The sequence below is a fragment of the Blastopirellula marina DSM 3645 genome, assembly GCF_000153105.1.
GTDB lineage: Bacteria > Planctomycetota > Planctomycetia > Pirellulales > Pirellulaceae > Blastopirellula > Blastopirellula marina.
This window is the reverse complement of record NZ_CH672377.1, coordinates 1616135-1637007: the sequence shown is the minus strand read 5'-3', so window position 1 is coordinate 1637007 and position 20873 is coordinate 1616135. Positions and strand designations below refer to the sequence as shown.

Here is a 20873-nt window from a genome sequence, read left to right as displayed (position 1 = left end):
CCCATCGATCTCGCCGGGTCAAAAGAGGGGGCGCGTCGCACCTGCCCTAGTTTGATTGTGGCGCAACGCTCTCGATTCGCGCCCCCAACGCCGACAGAGAGGAGACGCCGGCGCCGGTCGACGCGGCCGGGCTCAAAATGACGCCGGGAAACGGCGCGCCGAACATCCAGCCGATCACCGATTCCCACTGCTGGTTTCGAAAGTAGGCGGCCGGACTCGTCCCTTGAGGGACGGCGGCGAAGTAGCCGACATTGGTTTTGAAGCTGCTTTTCTCTGTCCAAACGGTGGCGCCGCTGCGATTGACGATCTTGGCCGACACATTCACCTCGGAGATGGGAATTGTCTGCACGGCGGATCGTTTTCCCACCTCTTGTACTTTCACCGATTGGGAAGTCCCCGACTCTCTCGCTTCCAGAACAAATGAATATTCGGCCGCTGGATCAAGTCGATAGCCCAGTGCGACCGCTCTCTCTTGCAACGATTCGAGTAGTTCCTGCTTCACATTCGGCCGCTTCGGATCGACGGAAGGAATTGACGCAGCGATCCGAACGTTGATCGCATCGCCTGGGCCCAACAGCGCCGCAAGCGGCTGCAAACCGCCAAATCTCGCCAGCTCGTCCCGCTGCGGCAATTGAACGGCGTGCAACACCGAGTCTCGACGCCTCTGATCGCCGGCGATATACCAATGGCGCCCGTCCGATCCACGAAAACCATGTTGTCCTTCCATGAGCAGCCGGTAGTGCCATGCGACGCGGTTGGACAGCAGATCGACCGCTATTAGATGACGCGGTTCCTGCTCTTCGTCCATCGGCGTAACGACGTCAATCAGCAACACAAGGTCGGAACCCCACGAAAGTCCATACGGCGTGTACGGCAGATTGAACTTATGCGCAGCGGCGTTCGTCATCAGATTCCACAGAATCACCTCTTGCGGTTGGCGTCCCGACTTGCGGGCAATCGCTAATTTGCGACCATCTTCAGAGAATGCGACATAACCTGCATGATGGTGAAACGAGCGATCCGGACTAGCGAGGGTGCCGAGCATTTTTCCGGTATCGGCGTCAATCAGCTCGTACGATTTTGACGCAGCGACGCACAAAGTGCGGCCGCTGGGAGACGCCTGAATGCTGGCTCCTTTGCCATAATCGCGCCGCGCTACGGCCCGGCATTCAGGCAAGCGCCACTGCGTCAATTCGCCTTCGTCGGTCAAGATCCACAGCAGCGCACGATCAGACCCAAAGGCCATTTGTTTGATTTGGCCATCGCCGTTTCCAAAGGGACGAAATGCGACAACCGAGTCGCCGCTCGTCAGATCAAACAGGTCGACGCGATCTCGCTTGCCGGACGACGCAAATGCAGCCCAGTCGCCGGTTCCGGCAACCGCCATCAAGCGCGCAGCGAACGGAAGCGTCATGCGATGAATCGATTTTCCCTCCGCCAAATCGATCAGTTCCAAATACTGCGCGTCGCTTGAATTGAAACCCTGCTTCCGTTGTTTGGCGTCCAATTCACCCAAACCGACGACGGCGCGATTGGACGCACGGCAGATGTTCAGACTCTTCAACCGGCGGTAGGTCGCTTGCACGTCAATGCTGCTCTTCAGGTCGGCTGTGGCGACCTGCGGCGCTACGTCGGGCTGATAGCTCCATTGCGTACTGGGGGCAATTTCTCGCGCCTGGCCGACAAAGATTTGCGTCAACGGCGGCAAGCCAAGGTCGACTGCCGAACCCCCTTTGGCGATGAGAGACCGAGTCGCTTCGATCTCCTCAATCGGAAGTTTCATCAGGGACAAAGTCGTCTCGGTATAGGTTTTCTGGAAATGAACCAGTAGCCGGTCGTTGTCGATGAAACGTCGGGACGAGCGAAGATCGAAATTGCCATGGGGCGATTCGTCAGCCCAAACGACTTCTGGCCGATTGCGTTCGACAAGCACTCGACCAGCAATCAGCCAACCGCTTCGATCGGGTCGCCATTCGATCGGACGGCCTCCATAGGAATAGGTTCGGATGCCCCTTTTGCTTGGATCTTCCTCAAAATTCAGATCCACCAATGGTTCGCCGCTGCGCATATCCCAAGTGATCAGGTGTCGGCGGAATCGATCGGACGAATAAAAGAGCAGTTCTTCGCCATCTGGTGAGAAACAGAGGCGAACAAGCGATGCATTTTTCGGGATCTGATCTTCACCGCCGACAACGCCTGCTTCGACCCCCGAACGCAAATCAATCAAATGCACCATCTTCGATTTTGATTCGTAGATCGCCGCATAGGCGCCGCTGGGGCTGACGGCCATTGAAGTATTATTGTAGAAGTCCGGAACGGTGCTTTCGCTGATCAGGCGACCGGTGGCGATGTCATAGCATTCCAGCAGATCGATTTGCTTCTTGACGATGACGATGTGATCTGGGCCCGCGAAACGAATTGCCGAGATCGTCGCCAGATTGTCGTCCATCGGGAAACTGCGTACCAACTGCCCTGTCGCAAAGGACCAAATCTCCGCAGTCAGAACAGCCGTCGGATCGTTGCGAATCACAACCGCCAGATAACGACCATCGGCGCTATAAGCGATCTGTTGCGGTCCATAGGTACCAAACTGAATCGTTCCGGTGAACTTATTCGTAGGGAGGTGAAACGCATGGTAAGCGTTGGACGACTCGCTAAAAAAAATGAAATGGCCCAGATGTTCGGAGTATACCGGTGCAGCGCTACGGAGATCTTGCGGCAGGGTTACTTGCACCTGCATGTCTTTCGGCATTTCATATTCGAATGGGCTGGGATCGGCGGAAACTTGCCATCCTTGCTGCGAAGCAATCGCGACACGAGGCGCTGCGGCGTTGCTGGCCGGCGTTATGGGATAGCCGTTGCTGTCCAGGCGAGCGGTGGAAGCCTGCGCGGTCGTTGAGACGGACGGATCCGCAGATGGTCGCGTCGTGGGGCGACGAGGAGGCGCAAACGACGATGTTGGCTTCGACTCTGGCGCCGTCGCCGGCATTTTGGCTGGGCCGCCGTTGTTGATCGTCTCGTTCCGACGGGCCAATTCGGCATGCACAAAGCGGATGTCATCGAGACTCAGCTTGTCGAGCGGAACCGATATCTCCTGACCGTTGTCGTCTCGTTTCAAGACGACTGCGCCGCCGCGCAGCTCGACCAATTGGGCTTTGACCGAAAAGCCCCCGGTGCGAGCATGCCATTCGTGAGCCGCAATCGGTGCGGCGAAGCCAAGCACGAGTAGAGCTAGGAGAAAGCCGCGCACTGCCATTGCCCCTGGAAGTGGTTAGAGAAGCGACGCCGGGACTGCTGGCTGCAATGTCCCGCCCCCCGATCGTAATCGATGGATTGATCCGGGTCAAAATCACCAATCGGAAGGCGCTTTGATCGTAACCGCAACAGGTTTGTCCGCTCGCTAAAAATGCGAGCGACTCGCTCCCCAGGCACGAGACTTCTAATCGGCTCGTCGCGGTTTAGCGGCATGGGGCCGCTGTAAGAATTTCGGCACATTGATTCGGCTCGCCGGATTCACCGTCGCGTCGCCATGCTGAGCGATATGCTCTTCGATCATTTTCAGGATCCGCGTATTCGACTTGTAGGCGACATCAAACAGATCTCCTACCAACGGCACGATGCCGATCAGCATATCAAAGAAGATATAGCCCACCATTTTGGCCCGTTTGCCAAACGGGATCCCTAGGCGTCGCGCCTCCCACAGTAATACAAAAGCCGCCGTCGCGGTGACAAAATCGCCGACACCTGGGACGAGCCCCAACAACGCGTCGAGGCCAATGCGGTATCGCGTGCCGGGTATGCGAACCGCATTCTCCATGATGTCAACAAATCGTCGCATGCGTTGCATCCGCGACGACGGTGGCTTCACTGGCTGGTTTGGATCTGCGGGCATGACAAGCCGCCTGGTTAAAACAAAAGAATCATGACGACCATCAGGACAACCAATAGCCCAAAGACGCCTGATGGAATTCGCCAACTCGCCGTTCCGGGTATCACGCCCAACAGCGTCAATCCCAACGCGATCAGCATCCATAAATGAAACATGATTTGCCTCCCTGCGACGTTCACTCATTTTCCTGTTAGGGCTGTAACGCAGTCGGCATGCCGAGATTTCAGATTTCGGCAACTTTGATCACAAGACGTTTAACAGAAAGGGCTTACAGAAGACTGCCGCCGGCCAGAAAAGCGATAGCGGCGACTTCCGGGGCTGGTTCGAATCCGCGCAGCGGGACCTATGCGCGGCCAACATTCGCAGCGATCAAGACAAAAAAAGAGCCGCGAGTGGACTCGCGACTCTTTTTGGGATGCTGCTTGCGTGAAGAGAAAGCGATTAGCCGTCGAGACCGCCGAACAGCGGAGTCGAGATATAGCGTTCGCCCAGGCTCGCCATAATCACGGCGATCCGTTTCCCTTTCATTTCGGGACGTGCGGCCAATTGGGCGGCTGCCCACATGGTGGCGCCGCTACTGATGCCGGCGACGATACCTTCTTGCTTGGCAAGTTGGCGTCCCCATTCAAACGCGTCCTCGTCATCTACTTTGATCACTTCGTCCAAGACCGACGTGTCGAGATTCTTGGGCACGAACCCGGCGCCGATTCCCTGGATGCGATGCTTGCCCGGCGCTCCGCCGCTGATGACCGGCGAGCTCGTCGGTTCGACCGCGACTGCTTTGAAATCGGGGTTCTTGGATTTGATGTACCGTGCGACGCCGGTGATCGTGCCGCCGGTGCCGACGCCTGCGACGATAGCGTCGATATTCTCGCCCGAGTCTTCCCAGATTTCGGGACCGGTCGTCGCTTCGTGAATCGCCGGATTGGCCGGGTTGTCAAACTGCCCCGCGAGCCAGGCGCCAGACTCTTTCTCGACCATTTCGTGAGCGGTGTTGATCGCGCCTTTCATCCCTTCGGCCGCAGGCGTGAGCACCAGATTGGCGCCCATCACGCGAAGCAGCGCGCGACGTTCGAGCGACATCGACTCGGGCATCGTCAGCGTCAGCTTGTAACCCTTGGCGGCGCAGACAAACGCCAGCGCGATGCCGGTGTTGCCGCTGGTCGGCTCAATAATATGCGTGTATTGGTTGATTTTGCCGCTTTTCTCGGCGTCTGCAATCATGGCGTAACCAATGCGATCTTTGACGCTGTTGAGCGGATTGAAAAACTCGCATTTCGCAAAGACGGTCGCGTGCCCCTCAGGAACCAAGCGATTGATCTTGATCATCGGCGTATCACCGATGGCGGAGCAAGCATCGTCATAAGACTTGCCGCGTGGCATGACTTTTCCTTCCAAACAATTTCGACGGTGAAGAATTGCCGGCGGGGCCCGGCTGCAATCCGGTTGATGCGTCTTCCGCGAGTAGGAAGTCCCCGGGAGCCAAGTAGAGAACTGCTCAAACTACGAGAAACCCGTATTCATGTCAACCTGGACAAGCTATTGCCGGTTGTCAATGCTTTTTGGGTAAAACGACCGTCGCCTGGTCATGAATCGGCGTTGCGCTGGCCCCGCTGCCGAGAAAACTGCCGCGGGAACTGCGTGAGCCGCTCCGCAACACAAATCCCCACATCGCTCCGGCGAGCGCGGTAATAATCGCCATCGCGGTGACGCCAGCGGTCGCCAGTTTCTTGCCGAGCGAATGAATCGGTCCCACGGCCGACGCTTGCTTCTCTTGCACCAGGACGACCAGACCTGTCGATCGCGAAGCGGTTTCGTCCCCGGGAGTAATCCGCACGGACTGGCTTGCGGCGATCCAAGGCCCCGCCAAAGCCGCGCCGGCCGGGTCATGCGACAATGGATCGATGTAGTCATACATTTCCCGGTTGCCGATCGATTCAACGCCGACGCGAAGTTCCGGGTCTTCGCAAAATTGATCCGGCAGCCGAGACTCGTTTTGCAGCAGTTCGTCAAAAAGCGGATGCTGCAAAATCATCCCGCTATTCGGACCCGGCCGTTCATCGATCAACACGGCGAACTGCTCCGGCGAACCTTCGAAGCGAGGAAAATTGCCTACGTTAATGGTGAGCGAAGCGACGGCGATCGTTTCGCCATCGACCTGTATCGGCGCTGAGATAGCGCACTTCCACGTATTGCTGGCCGTACTTAAAAAGACCGCCGAGAGATGCGTCTTATCGGTAGCAGTCGGATAGATTCCTCCCTGCGGCGGAACCGAAGCATGAAAGCGAGGATCGATCGCCGGGTGCGCAAAATCCTCTTCTCCCCCATGAAAGTAGGAACGGTAACCATAGTAACCGCCCACTGGCGAGTCGACCGATTTGCCGGCCGACGATGCAATATGGAAGCCATATTTGTCGAGCAGAAACCAGCTGGCGTAGCGTCCAGCGCCGGCCGCCCAGCGCTCGGTGACAAGGTCTTGCAGCGGTTCCCGAGCCGCATGATCCTGAAACTCGCGAACCAGTTGGGCACGCTCGCTCATGCCTAAATTGGGGTCGTGCAGCCGCGATAACAACTCTTTTAGTTCGGGTGTATCCAGCGTCGATTGCAGCGTCGCAAGCACGTCAGGGCGTTTCGCAAAACGTTCGGCGTCATCAAACAGCGATTCGATATCGTGCGCGACGTTGGTCGCTGCTAATTCGGCGGCGAACTGATTGCTGATCCAGCTTTTTGACGAGAGCGCTTTGGCCGAGTCGCTGACTGCCGCCGAATAGCCCCAAAAACCAAACGCCAGCATGATCGCCAACAAGACGGCAGGAGCGATCATGCCTAGCCAAACCAAAGGGCGACGTTCTCGATTTCGCTGGCGAACGCCCAGCGCATCAAGCACGGCCTGGACGTTCGGATAGCGTCGCCGCGGATTGACTGCTAATTGCCGATCGATAATGTCGACCAGTTCGCGATCGACGCCCGGCACGTCGCGATGAGCGACTGGTAGATCCGCGTGTTGGATAATCTGGCGATAACGATCCAGACGCGAAGTAAGTCCTGCCGCAGAGTCGATCTCGCCGATCGCACCGGCGCTGCGAAACGGGGGATCTCCCGTTAGCATCGTGTACAATATGGAACCGAGCGCGTAGACATCCCAACTGACGTCCGGCACAGCGCTCAGTTCGGCCTGTTCGGGCGCCATGTAAAACAAAGTCCCGAGCGCTGGTTTCTGTTCGTGCGAAAGTCGTGACTGTCCAAAATCGGCGAGTCGGGCTTTGCCATCTTGATCCAGCAAAATGTTCGCCGGTTTCAAGTCACAGTGCAAAATCCCCTTCGCATGGGCATGCAGCAGGCCGACAACGATATCGTGGAAGATCTCAACGGCGCGATCCACCGGCAGGGGACCGCTCACTTTCAGCAGGTCTTCTAACGACCCGCTCTCGACGTACTCCATCACATAGTAGGGGGGATCCGAGTCCCAACCAACGTCCAGTAGTTGCACCACATAACGGTCCGCCGAAAGAAAAACGAGCTTTTCGACCTCTCGGGCGATCAAACTGTCCTCTAGCGAAGCCCGATGATTGTAGAATTTGATCGCAACGCGTCGACCAGTGTTGGAGGCGACGGCATACCAGACCTCACCATAGGCGCCGGCGCCCAGAAAACGTTCGATCGAGTAACCCGGGATTTCCTTGGGAGGGCGCGTGCGACGGAGGCTCAGTTCCTCCGATGCTTTTAAGTCGCCGTCAGTTTGCAGTTCGGTCCGTTCCAAATTCATCCGATAGTCGCGTCGGTGTGGGCGTAAGATCAGGCCGTCAGCAGCGAATTCATTCTAGGGGGCCGCGGCGCGAGAGTGAACTCGCTGCCGCAAATTCCCCTTTACCGACAACGTTCTAAACTTAGAAGTAGTCAGACAAAACTGGACGGAAACGACGTTTCCAATTTTTTGAGAGAAAACGAGTGCTGGGAATCCTACTGTTACTTTTTATCTTGATCCCCACGACCGAGTTGGCGCTGCTGCTGTTTCTGGCTGGCGCAACCGATCCGCTGTTTACGTTAGCGCTGGTCGTGGTCACCGGCGTGATCGGATCGATGCTAGCACGAAATCAAGGATTTGCGACCTACCGCCGAATTCAGAGCGAATTCGCCCAAGGCCGGATGCCGACCGATTCGCTGTTTGACGCGATTTTGATCTCGCTGGCCGGCGTGCTGTTAATCACGCCGGGCATTCTGACCGATCTCACCGGGTTTGCATTGCTGATTCCCTTCTTACGCAAGCCGATCAAAGCTTGGCTAATCGAGTGGGGGAAAAAACACTTTCATCTTACGACCTCTGCGACGGTCGATGGGTTCACAACGGATTCGCCCCCTTCGCCGGCTCCTGATACGGAGATCCTCGATTCTTATGTGGTCGAAGCTCGCAAAGAAGATTAACCCAACTCGGCGTCCCTAGAATACGAAAAAAGCCCCCGCGTCATTCGACAGCAGGGGCTCTTCTCTTTTTTTCAGCCGAGCGAGCGAAGACTAGATCGCGTCGTCATCGTTTTCGGCGCTATTGTTATTCCCGCGCTGTCCACGTTGGCCGCCTTGTCCACGCTGACCGCGTTGACCTTGCTGGCCCCGTTGTCCGCCGCGCATCTGCGAGCGATCCAGTTCGAAGTCGATCGCCGTCAGCTTTTCGATTTTGGCGATTTGCTCCGCGGTCAGTTCTTCTTTGACTTTGCCTGCGGCGGCGGTGCGAGCTTCGGTCATCTTGGCCATCATTTCGCGGCGTTCTTCGGGCGAAGCGTCACGCATCCCCTGGAACGATCCACGCAATTCGGCGTTGGCCGTTTCACGAGCGGCGGCGATCTTCTTCGATTGCTCTTCGGTAACGCCTAGTTCGGATTTGACCATCGAGTCGTTGAGCGCGGAACCGAGATCGGTCTTCAGCAGGATTCCGACCAACTGCGATTTTTGCGCAGCGGTCAAAACGCCGCCGACCTTTTCCGAAGTTTCGGCGGCCATTTTGGTCATTTTCTCACGCATCGCGGCGCGGTCGGTATCGTCGCCGCCGCCTTGAAACATTTCACGCATCGCCGAGCGGGATTCGTCCGTGATCGTCTTGATCTCTGCTTTTTGTTCGTCCGTCAGCTTCAGCAAAGTCTGGACTTGCTCGGTCCCCAGCAGCATCGAGCTATTCGCGCCGCCAAAGCCGCCAGCACCGCGACCGCCCCGTCCGCCGGGACCTTGAGCAACGCTGATTTGGGCCATCGCCGCAATCAAGCAAACCGCGGCCAGACCGGCCAACCATTGATTTTTCCACACGTTCATGTTCGGTTCCTAAATAATCGAGAGCAAGGGAAAAGGGAGGGTGGCGCCCGCGTGAACTGCGACCGCCGATCATTTTGATCAGAAAGATCGCGCTGCAAGTGAACGCCGGAACGCACCGCTGGCCGCGACGATTTAGTTAAACCCACCACTTTTGTCGAAGTTACGCCATGTTTTTGGAAATTTACCCACAACGACGCTGTTTGCCGCGTCACGTATAATGCGAGCCGTCCAAACTAGGTCTTCGCGCAACGCGGGTGATTTGTGATTCATCGTTTTGCTACTCGCTGGGGAGTACGTTTTTGGAACGCCGTCCAGCATTCGACTACCCGCGACGCCGACGTATTTGCTGCCTGCATTGCGTTTTACGTTTATATGTGGATGTTGCTCGCCGGGATCGTCTTCTTTGCGACGGCCAGATCGTTAGTGCGCGAATCCATTACGGAACAAGATTTACGGCTCGAACTTCGCAACTGGATCGCTTCGGAAAGTTCGGATGAGACCGCCGCCGCTTTTATGAATTTTGTGCGTGAAGGCGCCCAAAGCGACACGGCGGTCATCGGTTTTGGCTTGCTGGGACTGTTGCTGGTCGGAGCGACTGCTTTCGCTTGGCTCGAAAGGGCCTTTTCCCGAATCTTCGATCTCGAGTACCCAAGCAGCGAGACCTGGCGGCAACTGCTCTGGCGAATCGTCTTCTACCGTCTCAGAGCCTACGTCTTTGTGATGGCGCTCGGCTTTGTCGGCGTCGCCGCGTTGGCTTTTCTCTTTGCTTGGAAGCAGTTTCTCATCCGCAATGGATCGGCTTGGGGACTCTCGATTTTTCTGCCGACCCAATATGCGGCCAGTCTGATGTTTAACTGGCTTCTAATCACGCTCGTCTTTTGGCAGGTTCCCCGCACCAATGTCAGTTTCTGGCATGCCCTCCGCGGAGCGCTCCTTTGCACCGTCATGTGGGAGATCTGCCGCATTCCGATCGACATATTTGTGGTCACCGGTAAGATGTCGACGTTTGGGATGATCGGTTTTTTGATCGCCAGCATGCTCTGGCTTTACTATGCGATCTGGATCATTTTGTTCGGCTGCTCTTACGTCCGGTTTCTCGAAGATCCGCTTCCGCCGTCGACTGACGAATCTGCGACATAAAAAAAGGCGCCCTCGTCCGCAGAGAAGGGCGCCAAAGTCGATTCATCGTTGCGCTATCGCAACACGCGAATTAGAGAACGCAGTCGCAAGCGGTGCACTCACATGCTTGGCACGTGCAAACGTCGCCGGTGCAGCATTTGCACCCAGCTTCGCACTCACATCCCGCGTCGCATGCACAAGCGGTTTCCGACGCCGTGCCGGCCGCACAAGCCGTGGCCGCGGCGGCTTTCTCGCTGCAACCGCACTTCTCGCACTCGCAAACTTCGCACGAGCACGTTTCGCCGTCGCAATCAGGGCAAGCGCAGTTGACGCACTCGCACGTCTTCGCTGCGGTCTTGTCAACCGGCGCCGATTCGGCCGACGCCCAGGTAATCATGCCCAGCGAAAACGAAAAGAGCGCAGCCAAAACCAATAAACTTTTCATGGATGAATCTCCAATAGAAATCGTAAAAACTGAATTGAAATCGAAGTAATATCAGCAGCGTTCGATTTAATTCAGCCAACGACAATGGAGAACTTGCAAAGAAACCGTCCGCGCCGCACGCAGATCTTCTCGATCACACGCAGACAACGGGGGAGAAGCATATTCGGGAGCGAGGGGAGCGGACCACGTGAGCAAATCAACCGGCGTGTGCGTTTCGCTAGACGTTGCCGGAATAAGCGGCGTCTCGCTTGGCTCGATGCAACAAGAGCAACCGTCGCAGGAAGGAGCCGTAATCCTCGTCTCGCTGGAGGATTGCTGACAGCAATTCCCTTGCGAACCGCCGCAACATGCAGGTTGGGCCACGCTGCAGCAGGACTGTGTCGTCCCGTCCAGAGAAGTCGCCGCTTTCGCACAGCTACAAGTCGTTTCGCCCGGCGCCGCACAGAGCGGAGCGGAAAAAACCACGCTGGTTGTTGAGCCCAAAGCGAGCCCCAACATCGTCAGCAAAGTGGCGGCGAAACGAATCATCAAGATCCAGACATATAGAAACGAGAAAAACGTGACAATCCAATCCTACGCATTCACCTGCTCGAGGGCAATCCAGAATACTCCGCCGCCGCAATTAGCGAGGCTGACGCGGCATTTTCTCCCCCAACTTCTCAATCAAGTGAGCTGTTTTGGTATACGGCTTGGCGCCGGCGCCGGTTCGCGCCCCCCCTTCGGGAAGCCCGATATCGTCAGACGCTACTCGCATCTCCCAGTAAATCTCGGTATTGCGCGGGACTTCGGCAAAGCTCAGCACCGCAACCCGCGGCAACTGCGCCGTGATCATCCGCCACAAGTTGCAGCGCAAATCGATCGACGTCACCAGTGCGGTTGGCTGTTGCTGTTCTTCGAGTTGCTGAAAACTGTCGGCCAGGTTGTCGATCAGACGCTCGACCCAAGGGCGAGCCTTGCGACCGGCTCCGGCGTCGTTGAGTTCCAGCAAACGGTCTTCCAGATCAGGCTCTAGACCAATTGCATGGACGCGACCATCGCGATCCAGATAACGCTGACAGATTTGGCGTCCCAAGCGGACGCGCACCGCCGCAACCAGCAGTTCTACATCGCCGGTCCGAGCGCCATGTCGCACGAGCGTTTCCAGGACGCGGGAAAAGTTCTTGATCGAGACCCCTTCTTCCAGCAGACGCACGAGCACGGCGTGGATGGTCGACAACGACAACGGGCTGGCCCGCAGTTCTTCGACTTCGGCCGCTTGATCATCGCGCTGCATCTCGATCAATCGACGCACGTCGTCCAACGTCAGCATCTCGTGCGAGTGGCGACGCAAGGTTTCTTGCAAATGGGTGACCAGCAACATGCTCGGCTCGATCACCAGGTACCCTGCTTTTTCGGCTTCGTGTTGTTGATCGGCCCGAATCCAGATTCCAGGTCCGCCAAAAGTCGGGTCGACGCCTGGCGAACCGTCCAAGGTTTCGGTCGCGGTACCCATATCGAGCGCGATATATTTGCCGGGGCCAAAGCGAGCGCGGGCAAGTTCGTTCTCATCGATCAGGATGCGATATTCGTTGTCGCTCAGTTGTCGATTGTCGCGCATGCGGATGTTCGGCACGACAATCCCCAGCGAATCGGCCAGCTGACAACGCACGGCCGTCATCCGATCGAAAAAGTCTTTCGACTCCGGCGCGACGATCGAGATCAGCGATTGCCCCACCTCCAGCGAGAGTCGATCCATGGCTAAATAGGAGCGCCATGGTTCGGTTGAATCGGGCAGGCTCGCTTCGACTTTCTCTTCTGGCTCGGCGTACCACGGCGACTTGCCATGGTCGGCGACGACTGGAATATCGAGTAAATCTTCGTCGCCGCAGCTGATCGCGACAATATGGTGAAAATGAACAAGCGCTTCCTGACCGTGATGCTCGGGATCGATGTTCCAGGCGGCTTCTTCGGCGTCCCCCTGCGAGCTGGCGTTGATCAGTCGAACGCAATCTTCATAGATCGCCGCGACCTCTCCTCGCAGTTTGATGTGACCGAAAGTCGAAACGCAGACTTCTCTGCCGATATAACGTGAAAGAATCGAGGAGTAATCCATCGAAGCGCCCCTACCTGATCCGAGGAGAATTCTGCAATCGTTTCGCGAGCAAAGCGTTCACCGTGATTGTAGTTACAAGTCGAAGCAAGCGGCAACCTTTTGCATGAGCCAAAAACGGCGTGGAGCGGCAGATTCAGGAAGATTGCGTTCCGAATACGACGATTCCGACGACGAGCATGGTTAAAAAAGATACAAAGAATTTTCACGGTTCGTATGGACAATTGCCGCCGCATCGATTTAGAACAAAGGCATGCAGCCGAAGTCATCAAGGGATACGGCTTTCCGTCGTTCGCTTGCGACTTTGCTGGCGCTTTACCGAGCCGCCTGATTAGGCCTGTCTTTGGACAGGCGACCCGCATGGACGTAGCGTCGTCTTTGGACGATGAAGGGAGGCGAAATGGCGATCCTTCGATTATCCGGGTGAAACCGAGTTTTGACCGTCTGAGATTTGTCAATCTAGTTTCGCTCAGGATCAAAACCGCATGATTGATCACGTGGGCCAACAGCTTCCCAAGCTGTTTGTGCTGGACACCAATGTCCTTCTTCACGACGCCAAAAGTTTCCGCAATTTTGAAGACAACGACGTTGTCATTCCAATCACGGTCTTAGAAGAGCTGGACCGATTCAAAAAAGGAAATGAAGACATTCATTTCCAAGCTCGCGAGTTTCTCCGCCAAATCGACGTACTGACAGGCGACATTCTCTCAGAAGCGGGCGCATCGCTCGGCGATGACCACGGCAAGTTACGCGTCGTTTTTTGCCATGAACAAGACGCTCGCTTGAACCGCGTCTTTATTTCGGATTCCCCCGACAACCGCATTCTTAACACCGGCCTCTTTTTGCAGCGCACCGCGCCCGAGCGGCGCGTGATCTTGATCTCGAAGGACACCAACCTTCGCATGAAGGCGAAGAGTCTTGGGTTGCAAGCTCAAGACTATATCAACGACAAGATAGAGAGTTTCGACAAGCTCTACACAGGGCGACGCATCGTCGAAAACATCTCGACGGAACAGATCGATCGCTTCTTCCAAAATGGCGGCGTTGTCAACGCCGTCGATTTCCCGGAGGTGCAACAACCGACCGCCAATGAGAATTTCGTGCTCCGCAACGGCTCCAAATCGGTGCTGGCAACGTTTAACGCCGACAATCAACTCTTGCAACGCGTCGAAAAATACTCCCCCTACGGGATCAAGCCGCGCAACGCCGAACAGTTGTTCGCAATCAAGGCGCTGCTTGATGACGACATAAAACTGGTCACGTTGGCCGGCAAAGCCGGCACCGGCAAAACCTTGCTGGCGCTCGCTTCCGCGCTCGAATGTTCTTCTAACTATCGACAGATACTTTTGGCTCGTCCGGTCGTGCCGCTGTCGAACAAAGATCTTGGTTATTTACCCGGCGACATTTCGGCCAAGCTTGATCCTTACATGCAACCGTTGTTCGACAATCTCTCGGTCATTCGACATCAGTTTGGCGAGAATGATAAGCAAGCGCAAAAGATCAACCGCATGCTCGAAATGGAAAAGCTGGTCATCACGCCGCTGGCCTATATTCGCGGCCGAAGTTTGCAACGGATGTACATGATCGTTGACGAAGCGCAAAACCTGACTCCGCACGAAGTGAAAACGATTATCACCCGCGCCGGCGAAGGAACGAAGGTCATATTGACCGGCGACATTCAACAGATTGATCATCCTTACCTGGATTCGCTCTCCAACGGCCTGTCTTATTTGATCAACCGCATGGTTGGGCAACCTCTTTACGCGCATATTAGCCTAGAAAAAGGGGAACGCTCGGATCTTGCCGATCTGGCGAGCGAACTCCTGTAAACGCCTAACCGTAGGTCGACTTTTCAAGGGAAATTCCGGCCCCGTTAGGTGGCTTGGGGATCGACGTTCGACTATCTTGAAGCTGCGTGGGGCGATCTTCTCGCTCCCACGCAGCTCTTATTATTTCCCGCCTAGCTTCCAGAGACTCACCGATGCGACAACTAACTTCGCTATTTTTTGCGCTGGTGCTCGCCATGCCCTTGTTCGGCCAAGAGATCAAAGTTTTGTATGACGAGGCCGAACTCCCCCAGTTCACGCTCCCCGATCCGCTTGTCGCCGCCGATGGAACCAAGATCACATCGGCCGAAGCCTGGCGAAAAATTCGCCGTCCCGAGCTGCTCGCCATGTTTGAGGCCGAAGTCTACGGAAAGTCGCCAAGTCCGCAAAAAATTAGCAGTCGCGTTTTAAGTGAAGGAGATGCGTTTGGCGGCAAAGCGACGCGTCGCCAGGTCCGGATCTTTTTGACCGGCGAAGAAGCTGGCCCGCATACCGACCTGCTGCTTTATCTGCCCAAAAGCGGTTCTCCGGTTCCGGTTGTCGCGGCTCTCAACTTCAAAGGAAACCATTCGACGAGCGATGATCCAGAGATCTTGTTGCCCAAGTCATGGATGCGAGCCAACGACGCCGATGGAATCAAAAACCATACCGCGACAGAAAAGTCGCGAGGCGCTGCAAAGTCACGTTGGCCGATCGAGCGGATCGTCGATCGCGGTTACGCCGTGGCGACCGCCTACTACGGCGATATCGATCCCGACTTTGACGACCAATTTCAAAACGGCGTTCATGCTGCGTTCTATGCCGAAGGACAAACGAAACCGGCCGCTGACGAGTGGGGCAGTATCGCCGCTTGGGCGTTTGGCTTGTCGCGGATTGTCGACTACCTCGAGCAACAAGACGCAATTGATCACGATCGCATGATCGTCATGGGACATTCGCGTCTCGGCAAGACTTCGCTATGGGCAGGTGCGACTGACGAACGTTTTGCGTTGGTGATCTCGAACAACTCCGGCTGTGGAGGCGCAGCGCTCAGCCGCCGACGATTTGGAGAATCGGTCCGCCGCATTAACAAGTCGTTTCCGCATTGGTTCTGCGACAACTTCGTGAAGTACGACGACAACGAAGACGCTTGCCCGGTCGATCAGCACGAGTTGATCGCACTGATTGCGCCTCGTCCCGTTTTGATCTGCAGCGCCGAGGAAGATCGTTGGGCCGATCCGCATGGTGAATTTCTGGCGGGCCTTTACGCCGATCCGGTTTATCGCTTGCTGGGAACCGACGGCCTGGCGGTCGAAGAAATGCCGCCGCTTGACCAGTTGGTCAACAGCCGTATCGGCTACCGGATCCGTCCCGGCAAACACGATGTTACGTTGAGTGACTGGGAAGCCTACCTCGACTTCGCCGACAAACAGCTCACGAGCAAATAGCCCTAGCGACCAATCGCCAAAGCCGCCTTGAGTAGATTCTGGGCGGCTTTTTTCGTTGCGTCAGCGCCGCCCAATTCGGTTTCCAGCGAAGCTTTCAGTCGTTAACACCGTTAGAAACCGCGCAGTTGGCGCGAACGATTCGACTGGATTACGTGCGATTGCATTTTCGCGCAATTCCGCAATCTATGCTTCAGCGCAATCAATTTCTCGATGGCCTTGAAACTCGAGCACGTTTGCACCGAATTGCCGGCGACGGATCACTTCGATCTTGCGCTGCGGCACGACAAGGTTGCGCAGCATGACGTTCACAATCAGTACGCTCCACTTGATATGCCTGTTCGTTGCGCTAGTCGCTGCGCTCTCGCTGCTTCTGGGAATCGCCTATCGAGGTCGCTGGTCGATCGCTTCCCCGTTACGATTAGCGGTCTTGCAGCGACGGCAACGACGTGATCGCAAGCGTCGAAAAGAGCATATCGCGGCGTTGCGCAAGACGACCGAAGCGGTGAATTCAGCGAAACGCCAGAGTCAACGAAAATCGGTCTTGTTGACCTTCGTCGCTCAACTGCAAAAGTCCTATATCTCTGGCGACAATCCGCTGCAACTGTCTGATCAACTGCTCCAGTTCGTCCTGGACTTCACCGAAAGCAAATTTGGCTTTGTCGGAGAAGTCGTGCCGACCGATGCGGGCCTTCCGCACTTGCGAGTCGACAGCATCATCAACATGGCCTGGAGTTCGGAGACTCGGCTTCTGCGGGAATCGCAAATGAAAAAGGATTTTGATTCCGATTCATTGAATAACCTATTCGGCGCGGCGATTCATCGTCGCGAATTCATCACCTCCAATTCGCCGGCGACCGATTCGCGTTTGGGAGAGCTTCCGCCGGGGCATCCGCCGCTGTCTTCATTTTTGGGGTTGCCGTTGATTAGCGGCGAATTGGTCGTGGGTATGATCGGCATCGCCAATCGGTCGCGCGGATATGATGACACGTTGATCGACGAGCTGCGCCCGCTGTTGACCACCGTTGCTCAATTGATTGTAGCAATGAAGAACGAACGTTCGCGACTCGCGACTGAAGAGCGTTTGTGGGACACGCTGGACGAATTGGTCGAACAGCGCAGTCGCGTACAAGAGTACGCCGCGGAACTGGAAGTCAAGAATCATGAACTGGAAGAATCGCGTCGCCGCGCTGAAGCGAGCAATCTGGCGAAAAGCGAGTTTCTTGCGAACATGAGCCACGAAATCCGGACGCCGATGACCGCGATGCTCGGTTTCGCCGACGTCCTGTTGGAAGATGGCGATATCCAGAAAGCGCCGAAGAGTCGCATTGATGTGATCCGCACCATTCAAAGAAACGGAATCCATCTACTTGGCCTGATCAATGACATCCTGGACGTATCCAAAATCGAAGCGGGCAAACTCGCGGTCGAGCAAGTCCAATGTCGGCCCGCTGCGATCATCAAAGAAGTGCTCTCGTTGATGCAAGTACGCGCAGAGCAGAGTCAGGTCGAGTTGAAACTGCGCTACGAAACTGAAACTCCGCAAGAGATCCTTTCCGACCCGACGCGCTTGCGACAGATCTTGATGAATCTGATCGGCAATGCGATCAAGTTTACAGAAGAAGGAAGCGTAACGCTCGCGGTTCGATTTATCGAATCGCCTGAATGGCCGATGTTGGAGTTTGACGTGATCGATACCGGTATCGGCATGACGCTCGAGCATCAACAGAATCTATTTCAACCCTTCTCGCAGGCCGACTCGTCGATGTCGCGTCGGTTTGGGGGGAGCGGCTTGGGGCTGGCGATCAGTCTCCGTTTAGCCGGTTTGCTCGGCGGCGACGTGTCGCTTGTTCAGTCGACGCCGGGAACAGGCAGCACTTTCCGATTTCGCGTTGGCGTCGGATCGCTGGAGAGTCCTGCGATGGTCCATCCGCAAGACGCTTGCGATGAGTCCAACGGCAGCGTCGTCTCGACGGCGAAAGCAAACGCCCCCAATTGTTTGCAAGGCTGTCGCATTTTGGTTGCCGAAGATGGTCCTGACAATCAACGGCTGATTCGCTATTTCCTCGAAAAAGCAGGCGCCGCCGTGACCATGGTCGAAAATGGTCAACTAGCGATCGACGCCGCGTTGGAGGCGCTCCGGCAGAACGAGCCATTTCACGTTATCCTGACCGACATCCAGATGCCGGTAGTCGACGGTTACGAAGCGACCGCCCGCCTGCGGGCCGCCGGCTATACCGGTCGAATCGTAGCGCTCACCGCGCATGCGATGGCGGGAGAACGGGCCAAGTGCTTAGAAGCAGGTTGCGATGACTTCGCTTCCAAGCCGATCCAGCGCGTTCACCTGATCTCGCAGATCGAGAGCCACTATCATGCGGCTCACCTTGCGTCCGGCGATCTCGCCAAGCGGACGTAGTAAAGGCGTTGCGTTTCCTGATTTCAATTCTCGCAGCGCGAAACTAGAATCAAGGGCTTACCCATCTCTCTGCGCTTCTTTCCCCAATGACTTATGCCGTCCAAGGCTTCCTCTCCGCATGTCGCGCTGTTGATTGAAACGTCGCGCACCTACGGGCGTGAGTTGTTGCATGGAGTCCGCAAGTACGTCGCCGAACATGGCCCCTGGTCGCTGTTGGTCGAATCCCGTTCGCTGGAGTCGCCGCCCCCTCCGTGGCTGCCAGCCTGGAAAGGGAACGGCATTCTGACCCGTAGCGGTTCGCAAGCGATGGCCGACGCAGTCAGTCGCGCCAAGTTGCCGACGGTTGAGCTGCGTTCGACACGACTCCAGCACTCCTTTCCGTTTGTCGGCGTCGACAATCGGTCGCTAGGAAAATCGGTCGCCGAGCACTTTCTCAGCCGGGGGTTTCGACACTTTGCCGTCTATCAGCTCGGCGCCGAAGAGTATTTTCAACAGCGCTGCGAAAACTTTGTCCAGACCGTCGCCGACAACGGCTATGAAGCGTCGCGCTATCATCCCCGCAATCGTCGTGAGCAACCGACCGAATGGGAACAAGCACAACAGGAACTGGCCGACTGGGTCGATCAACTTCCGAAGCCGGTCGGCGTGATGGCCTGCACCGATCAGCTTGGCTTTTGGCTCTTGGATGCATGCCGGCGGTGCGGAGCAATTGTGCCGGAAGAAGTCGCCGTCGTCGGCGTCGAGAATGACGCATCGCTCTGCAACATGGCCAGCACGCCGCTGTCGAGCATCGAGCTGAACGGAGTCGCGATTGGCTATCGCGCCGCCGAACTTCTGGAGCATCTCATGCGCGGAGGCAAACCGCCCAAAAAACCGATCTTGATTGAACCGCTGGGCGTGGTGACCCGGCTTTCGTCCGACGTGGTAGCGGTGGACGAACCGGAACTCGCCGCGGCGCTCCTGTTCATGCGCGAACATGCCTGCGATGGAATTTCGGTTTCGGACGTGTTGCGCGCCGTCGCAATCTCACGTAGTTCGCTCGAACGCGGGCTGCGCAAGCTGCTGGGACGCTCTCCCAACCAGGAACTGCTCCGCCTGAAACTGAATCGCGCCGAAGAACTGCTAACGCATACCGACCTCACCCTTGCGGCCATCGCCGAGAAGTGCGGCTTTCGCCGGACGCAACATCTGGCCGAAACATTTCGCGAGCTCTTCAGAACTCCTCCGGGCCAATACCGCCGAGAACGGCGAAAAGCGTAAGCTCTCCCGCAGTCGTTGACAATATAACGGAGTGATTCTACGTATTTGCGGATTGTTGCGGGGGGCCTGCTCGAAGAGGATAGGAAATAATCATTGAGAAGCAGGATAAATTCTGCTTGATGCACCTATCTCTTCTCCTCATAGGCTCTTCTCATGCAACGTAATTATTTTTCCAATCGCGCGTTCACACTGGTCGAACTATTGGTTGTTATCGCCATTATCGGGGTCTTAATCGCGCTGTTGTTGCCGGCTGTGCAACAAGCTCGCGAAGCGGCTCGGCGAATGGATTGCAGCAACAAAATGAAGCAGATGGCGCTGGCGGTCCACAACTATCACGATACGCATCTTGTCTTTCCCTGCGGCGCAGTGCAGATCAGTTCCATGCCCGAGACCTGCATTACCGGCAGCAACACGTATGGAACGGCGCGGGCGCCGTGGTCGGTGTTGATTTTGCCGTTTCTTGAACAGTCGAACTCGCATGATCTCTTCAATTTTGGCGGCAGCTTCAACCATCTTATCGGCTGTACGACTTGCCAGCTTTCGTCCCGCGGTTGGCCCATCGATCCGAAAAATCTGGCGATGTCCACTACGCAAAATAAAGCGTTTCAGTGCCCCTCGAATCCGAATAGCTCGCAAGTCGACTTCTCGACAAGTTACGCCGGGGTCATGGGCGGCGGAGTCGTCGCCAACGCCAAATGTAAGTACATCAGTGACGAACGTCTGATCTATACGAACGGCGTGCTTATTGTTAATGGAAAGCTTTCTTTTGGAGCCATCTCCGACGGTTCTTCGAACACTCTGTTGCTTGGCGAAAATTGGGAAGTCTCGCCAGCCTACAGTTGGTCTTCTGGTCCGCGCGGCAGCGATGGTTTTGGCAGCGGCGGCATCTTGCTGGCCGCGGTCGATTCGATCAACACGAAATGCTGCTCTTCGAATCTCGCCTATATGCATCGCACGCTGTTTAGCGGTCATCCAGGGGGCGCTCAGGTCGCTTTGGCCGATGGCTCGGTTCGTTTTGTCGCCGAAACGTTGAATGTCGACATCTTTCGCCTACTTGGCGATCGTCAAGATGGACAAGCGGTTGCGTTTCCCTAATCGCATCGT

16 protein-coding genes are annotated in these 20873 nt (G+C 56.3%); 9 read left to right on the top strand and 7 right to left on the bottom strand.

Annotated features, from left to right (window positions below):
* Window positions 1-46 precede the first annotated feature (46 nt).
* The 5 genes from DSM3645_RS25820 to DSM3645_RS25805 form a co-directional block, all read right to left on the bottom strand.
* Complete coding sequence (locus DSM3645_RS25820) at window positions 47-3223, bottom strand: SHD1 domain-containing protein (RefSeq protein ID WP_237564936.1); 3177 nt, start codon at window positions 3221-3223, stop codon at window positions 47-49.
* Window positions 3224-3439: 216 nt separating this feature from the next.
* On the bottom strand, window positions 3440-3838 hold the full coding sequence (locus tag DSM3645_RS30750; RefSeq protein ID WP_050769506.1) for a DUF4112 domain-containing protein: 399 nt from the start codon (window positions 3836-3838) through the stop codon (window positions 3440-3442).
* A gap of 68 nt (window positions 3839-3906) precedes the next feature.
* Complete coding sequence (locus tag DSM3645_RS30745; protein WP_161603420.1) at window positions 3907-4044, bottom strand: hypothetical protein; 138 nt, start codon at window positions 4042-4044, stop codon at window positions 3907-3909.
* 286 nt (window positions 4045-4330) lie between these two features.
* Window positions 4331-5272 carry a cysteine synthase A gene (gene cysK, locus DSM3645_RS25810; RefSeq protein WP_040353024.1) on the bottom strand — a complete coding sequence of 314 codons (942 nt, stop codon included), beginning with the start codon at window positions 5270-5272 and terminating at the stop codon, window positions 4331-4333.
* Between the two features lie 169 nt (window positions 5273-5441).
* Complete coding sequence (locus DSM3645_RS25805; protein WP_002655591.1) at window positions 5442-7655, bottom strand: serine/threonine-protein kinase; 2214 nt, start codon at window positions 7653-7655, stop codon at window positions 5442-5444.
* 182 nt (window positions 7656-7837) lie between these two features.
* On the opposite strand from DSM3645_RS25805, the gene DSM3645_RS25800 reads away from it, so the two are divergent.
* Window positions 7838-8311 (top strand): FxsA family protein, encoded by a 474-nt coding sequence (locus DSM3645_RS25800; RefSeq protein ID WP_002655590.1) that lies wholly within the window; start codon window positions 7838-7840, stop codon window positions 8309-8311.
* 90 nt (window positions 8312-8401) lie between these two features.
* On the opposite strand, the gene DSM3645_RS25795 is transcribed toward DSM3645_RS25800, so the two are convergent.
* Window positions 8402-9190, bottom strand: a complete 789-nt coding sequence (locus DSM3645_RS25795; RefSeq protein ID WP_002655589.1) for a Spy/CpxP family protein refolding chaperone — start codon at window positions 9188-9190, stop codon at window positions 8402-8404.
* A 261-nt stretch (window positions 9191-9451) separates the two neighbouring features.
* Here DSM3645_RS25795 and DSM3645_RS25790 point away from each other — a divergent pair, with 261 nt between their 5' ends.
* From DSM3645_RS25790 to DSM3645_RS31675, 3 genes are all read left to right on the top strand, one after another.
* Window positions 9452-10330, top strand: a complete 879-nt coding sequence (locus DSM3645_RS25790; protein WP_040353023.1) for a YihY/virulence factor BrkB family protein — start codon at window positions 9452-9454, stop codon at window positions 10328-10330.
* A 92-nt stretch (window positions 10331-10422) separates the two neighbouring features.
* Window positions 10423-10803 carry a hypothetical protein gene (locus DSM3645_RS25785; protein WP_131282835.1) on the top strand — a complete coding sequence of 127 codons (381 nt, stop codon included), beginning with the start codon at window positions 10423-10425 and terminating at the stop codon, window positions 10801-10803.
* 138 nt (window positions 10804-10941) lie between these two features.
* The gene (locus tag DSM3645_RS31675; protein WP_261339881.1) at window positions 10942-11073 is read left to right on the top strand and encodes a hypothetical protein; all 132 of its coding nucleotides are present in this window, start codon (window positions 10942-10944) and stop codon (window positions 11071-11073) included.
* A 303-nt stretch (window positions 11074-11376) separates the two neighbouring features.
* Here DSM3645_RS31675 and DSM3645_RS25780 read toward each other — a convergent pair whose 3' ends face one another.
* On the bottom strand, window positions 11377-12846 hold the full coding sequence (locus tag DSM3645_RS25780; RefSeq protein ID WP_002655586.1) for an FHIPEP family type III secretion protein: 1470 nt from the start codon (window positions 12844-12846) through the stop codon (window positions 11377-11379).
* A gap of 482 nt (window positions 12847-13328) precedes the next feature.
* Between DSM3645_RS25780 and DSM3645_RS25770 the strand changes: the two genes are divergently transcribed.
* The 5 genes from DSM3645_RS25770 to DSM3645_RS25750 all read left to right on the top strand — a co-directional run bounded on the left by DSM3645_RS25770 (window position 13329) and on the right by DSM3645_RS25750 (window position 20864).
* The gene (locus DSM3645_RS25770) at window positions 13329-14672 is read left to right on the top strand and encodes a PhoH family protein (protein WP_002655585.1); all 1344 of its coding nucleotides are present in this window, start codon (window positions 13329-13331) and stop codon (window positions 14670-14672) included.
* 152 nt (window positions 14673-14824) lie between these two features.
* A complete protein-coding gene (locus tag DSM3645_RS25765) occupies window positions 14825-16096 on the top strand; it encodes an alpha/beta hydrolase family protein (RefSeq protein ID WP_002655584.1) in 1272 nt (423 codons plus the stop codon).
* Window positions 16097-16394: 298 nt separating this feature from the next.
* Complete coding sequence (locus DSM3645_RS29030; protein ID WP_002655582.1) at window positions 16395-18509, top strand: ATP-binding protein; 2115 nt, start codon at window positions 16395-16397, stop codon at window positions 18507-18509.
* Between the two features lie 93 nt (window positions 18510-18602).
* On the top strand, window positions 18603-19769 hold the full coding sequence (locus tag DSM3645_RS25755; protein WP_002655581.1) for an AraC family transcriptional regulator: 1167 nt from the start codon (window positions 18603-18605) through the stop codon (window positions 19767-19769).
* A gap of 153 nt (window positions 19770-19922) precedes the next feature.
* A complete protein-coding gene (locus DSM3645_RS25750; RefSeq protein WP_002655580.1) occupies window positions 19923-20864 on the top strand; it encodes a DUF1559 domain-containing protein in 942 nt (313 codons plus the stop codon).
* Window positions 20865-20873 lie beyond the last annotated feature (9 nt).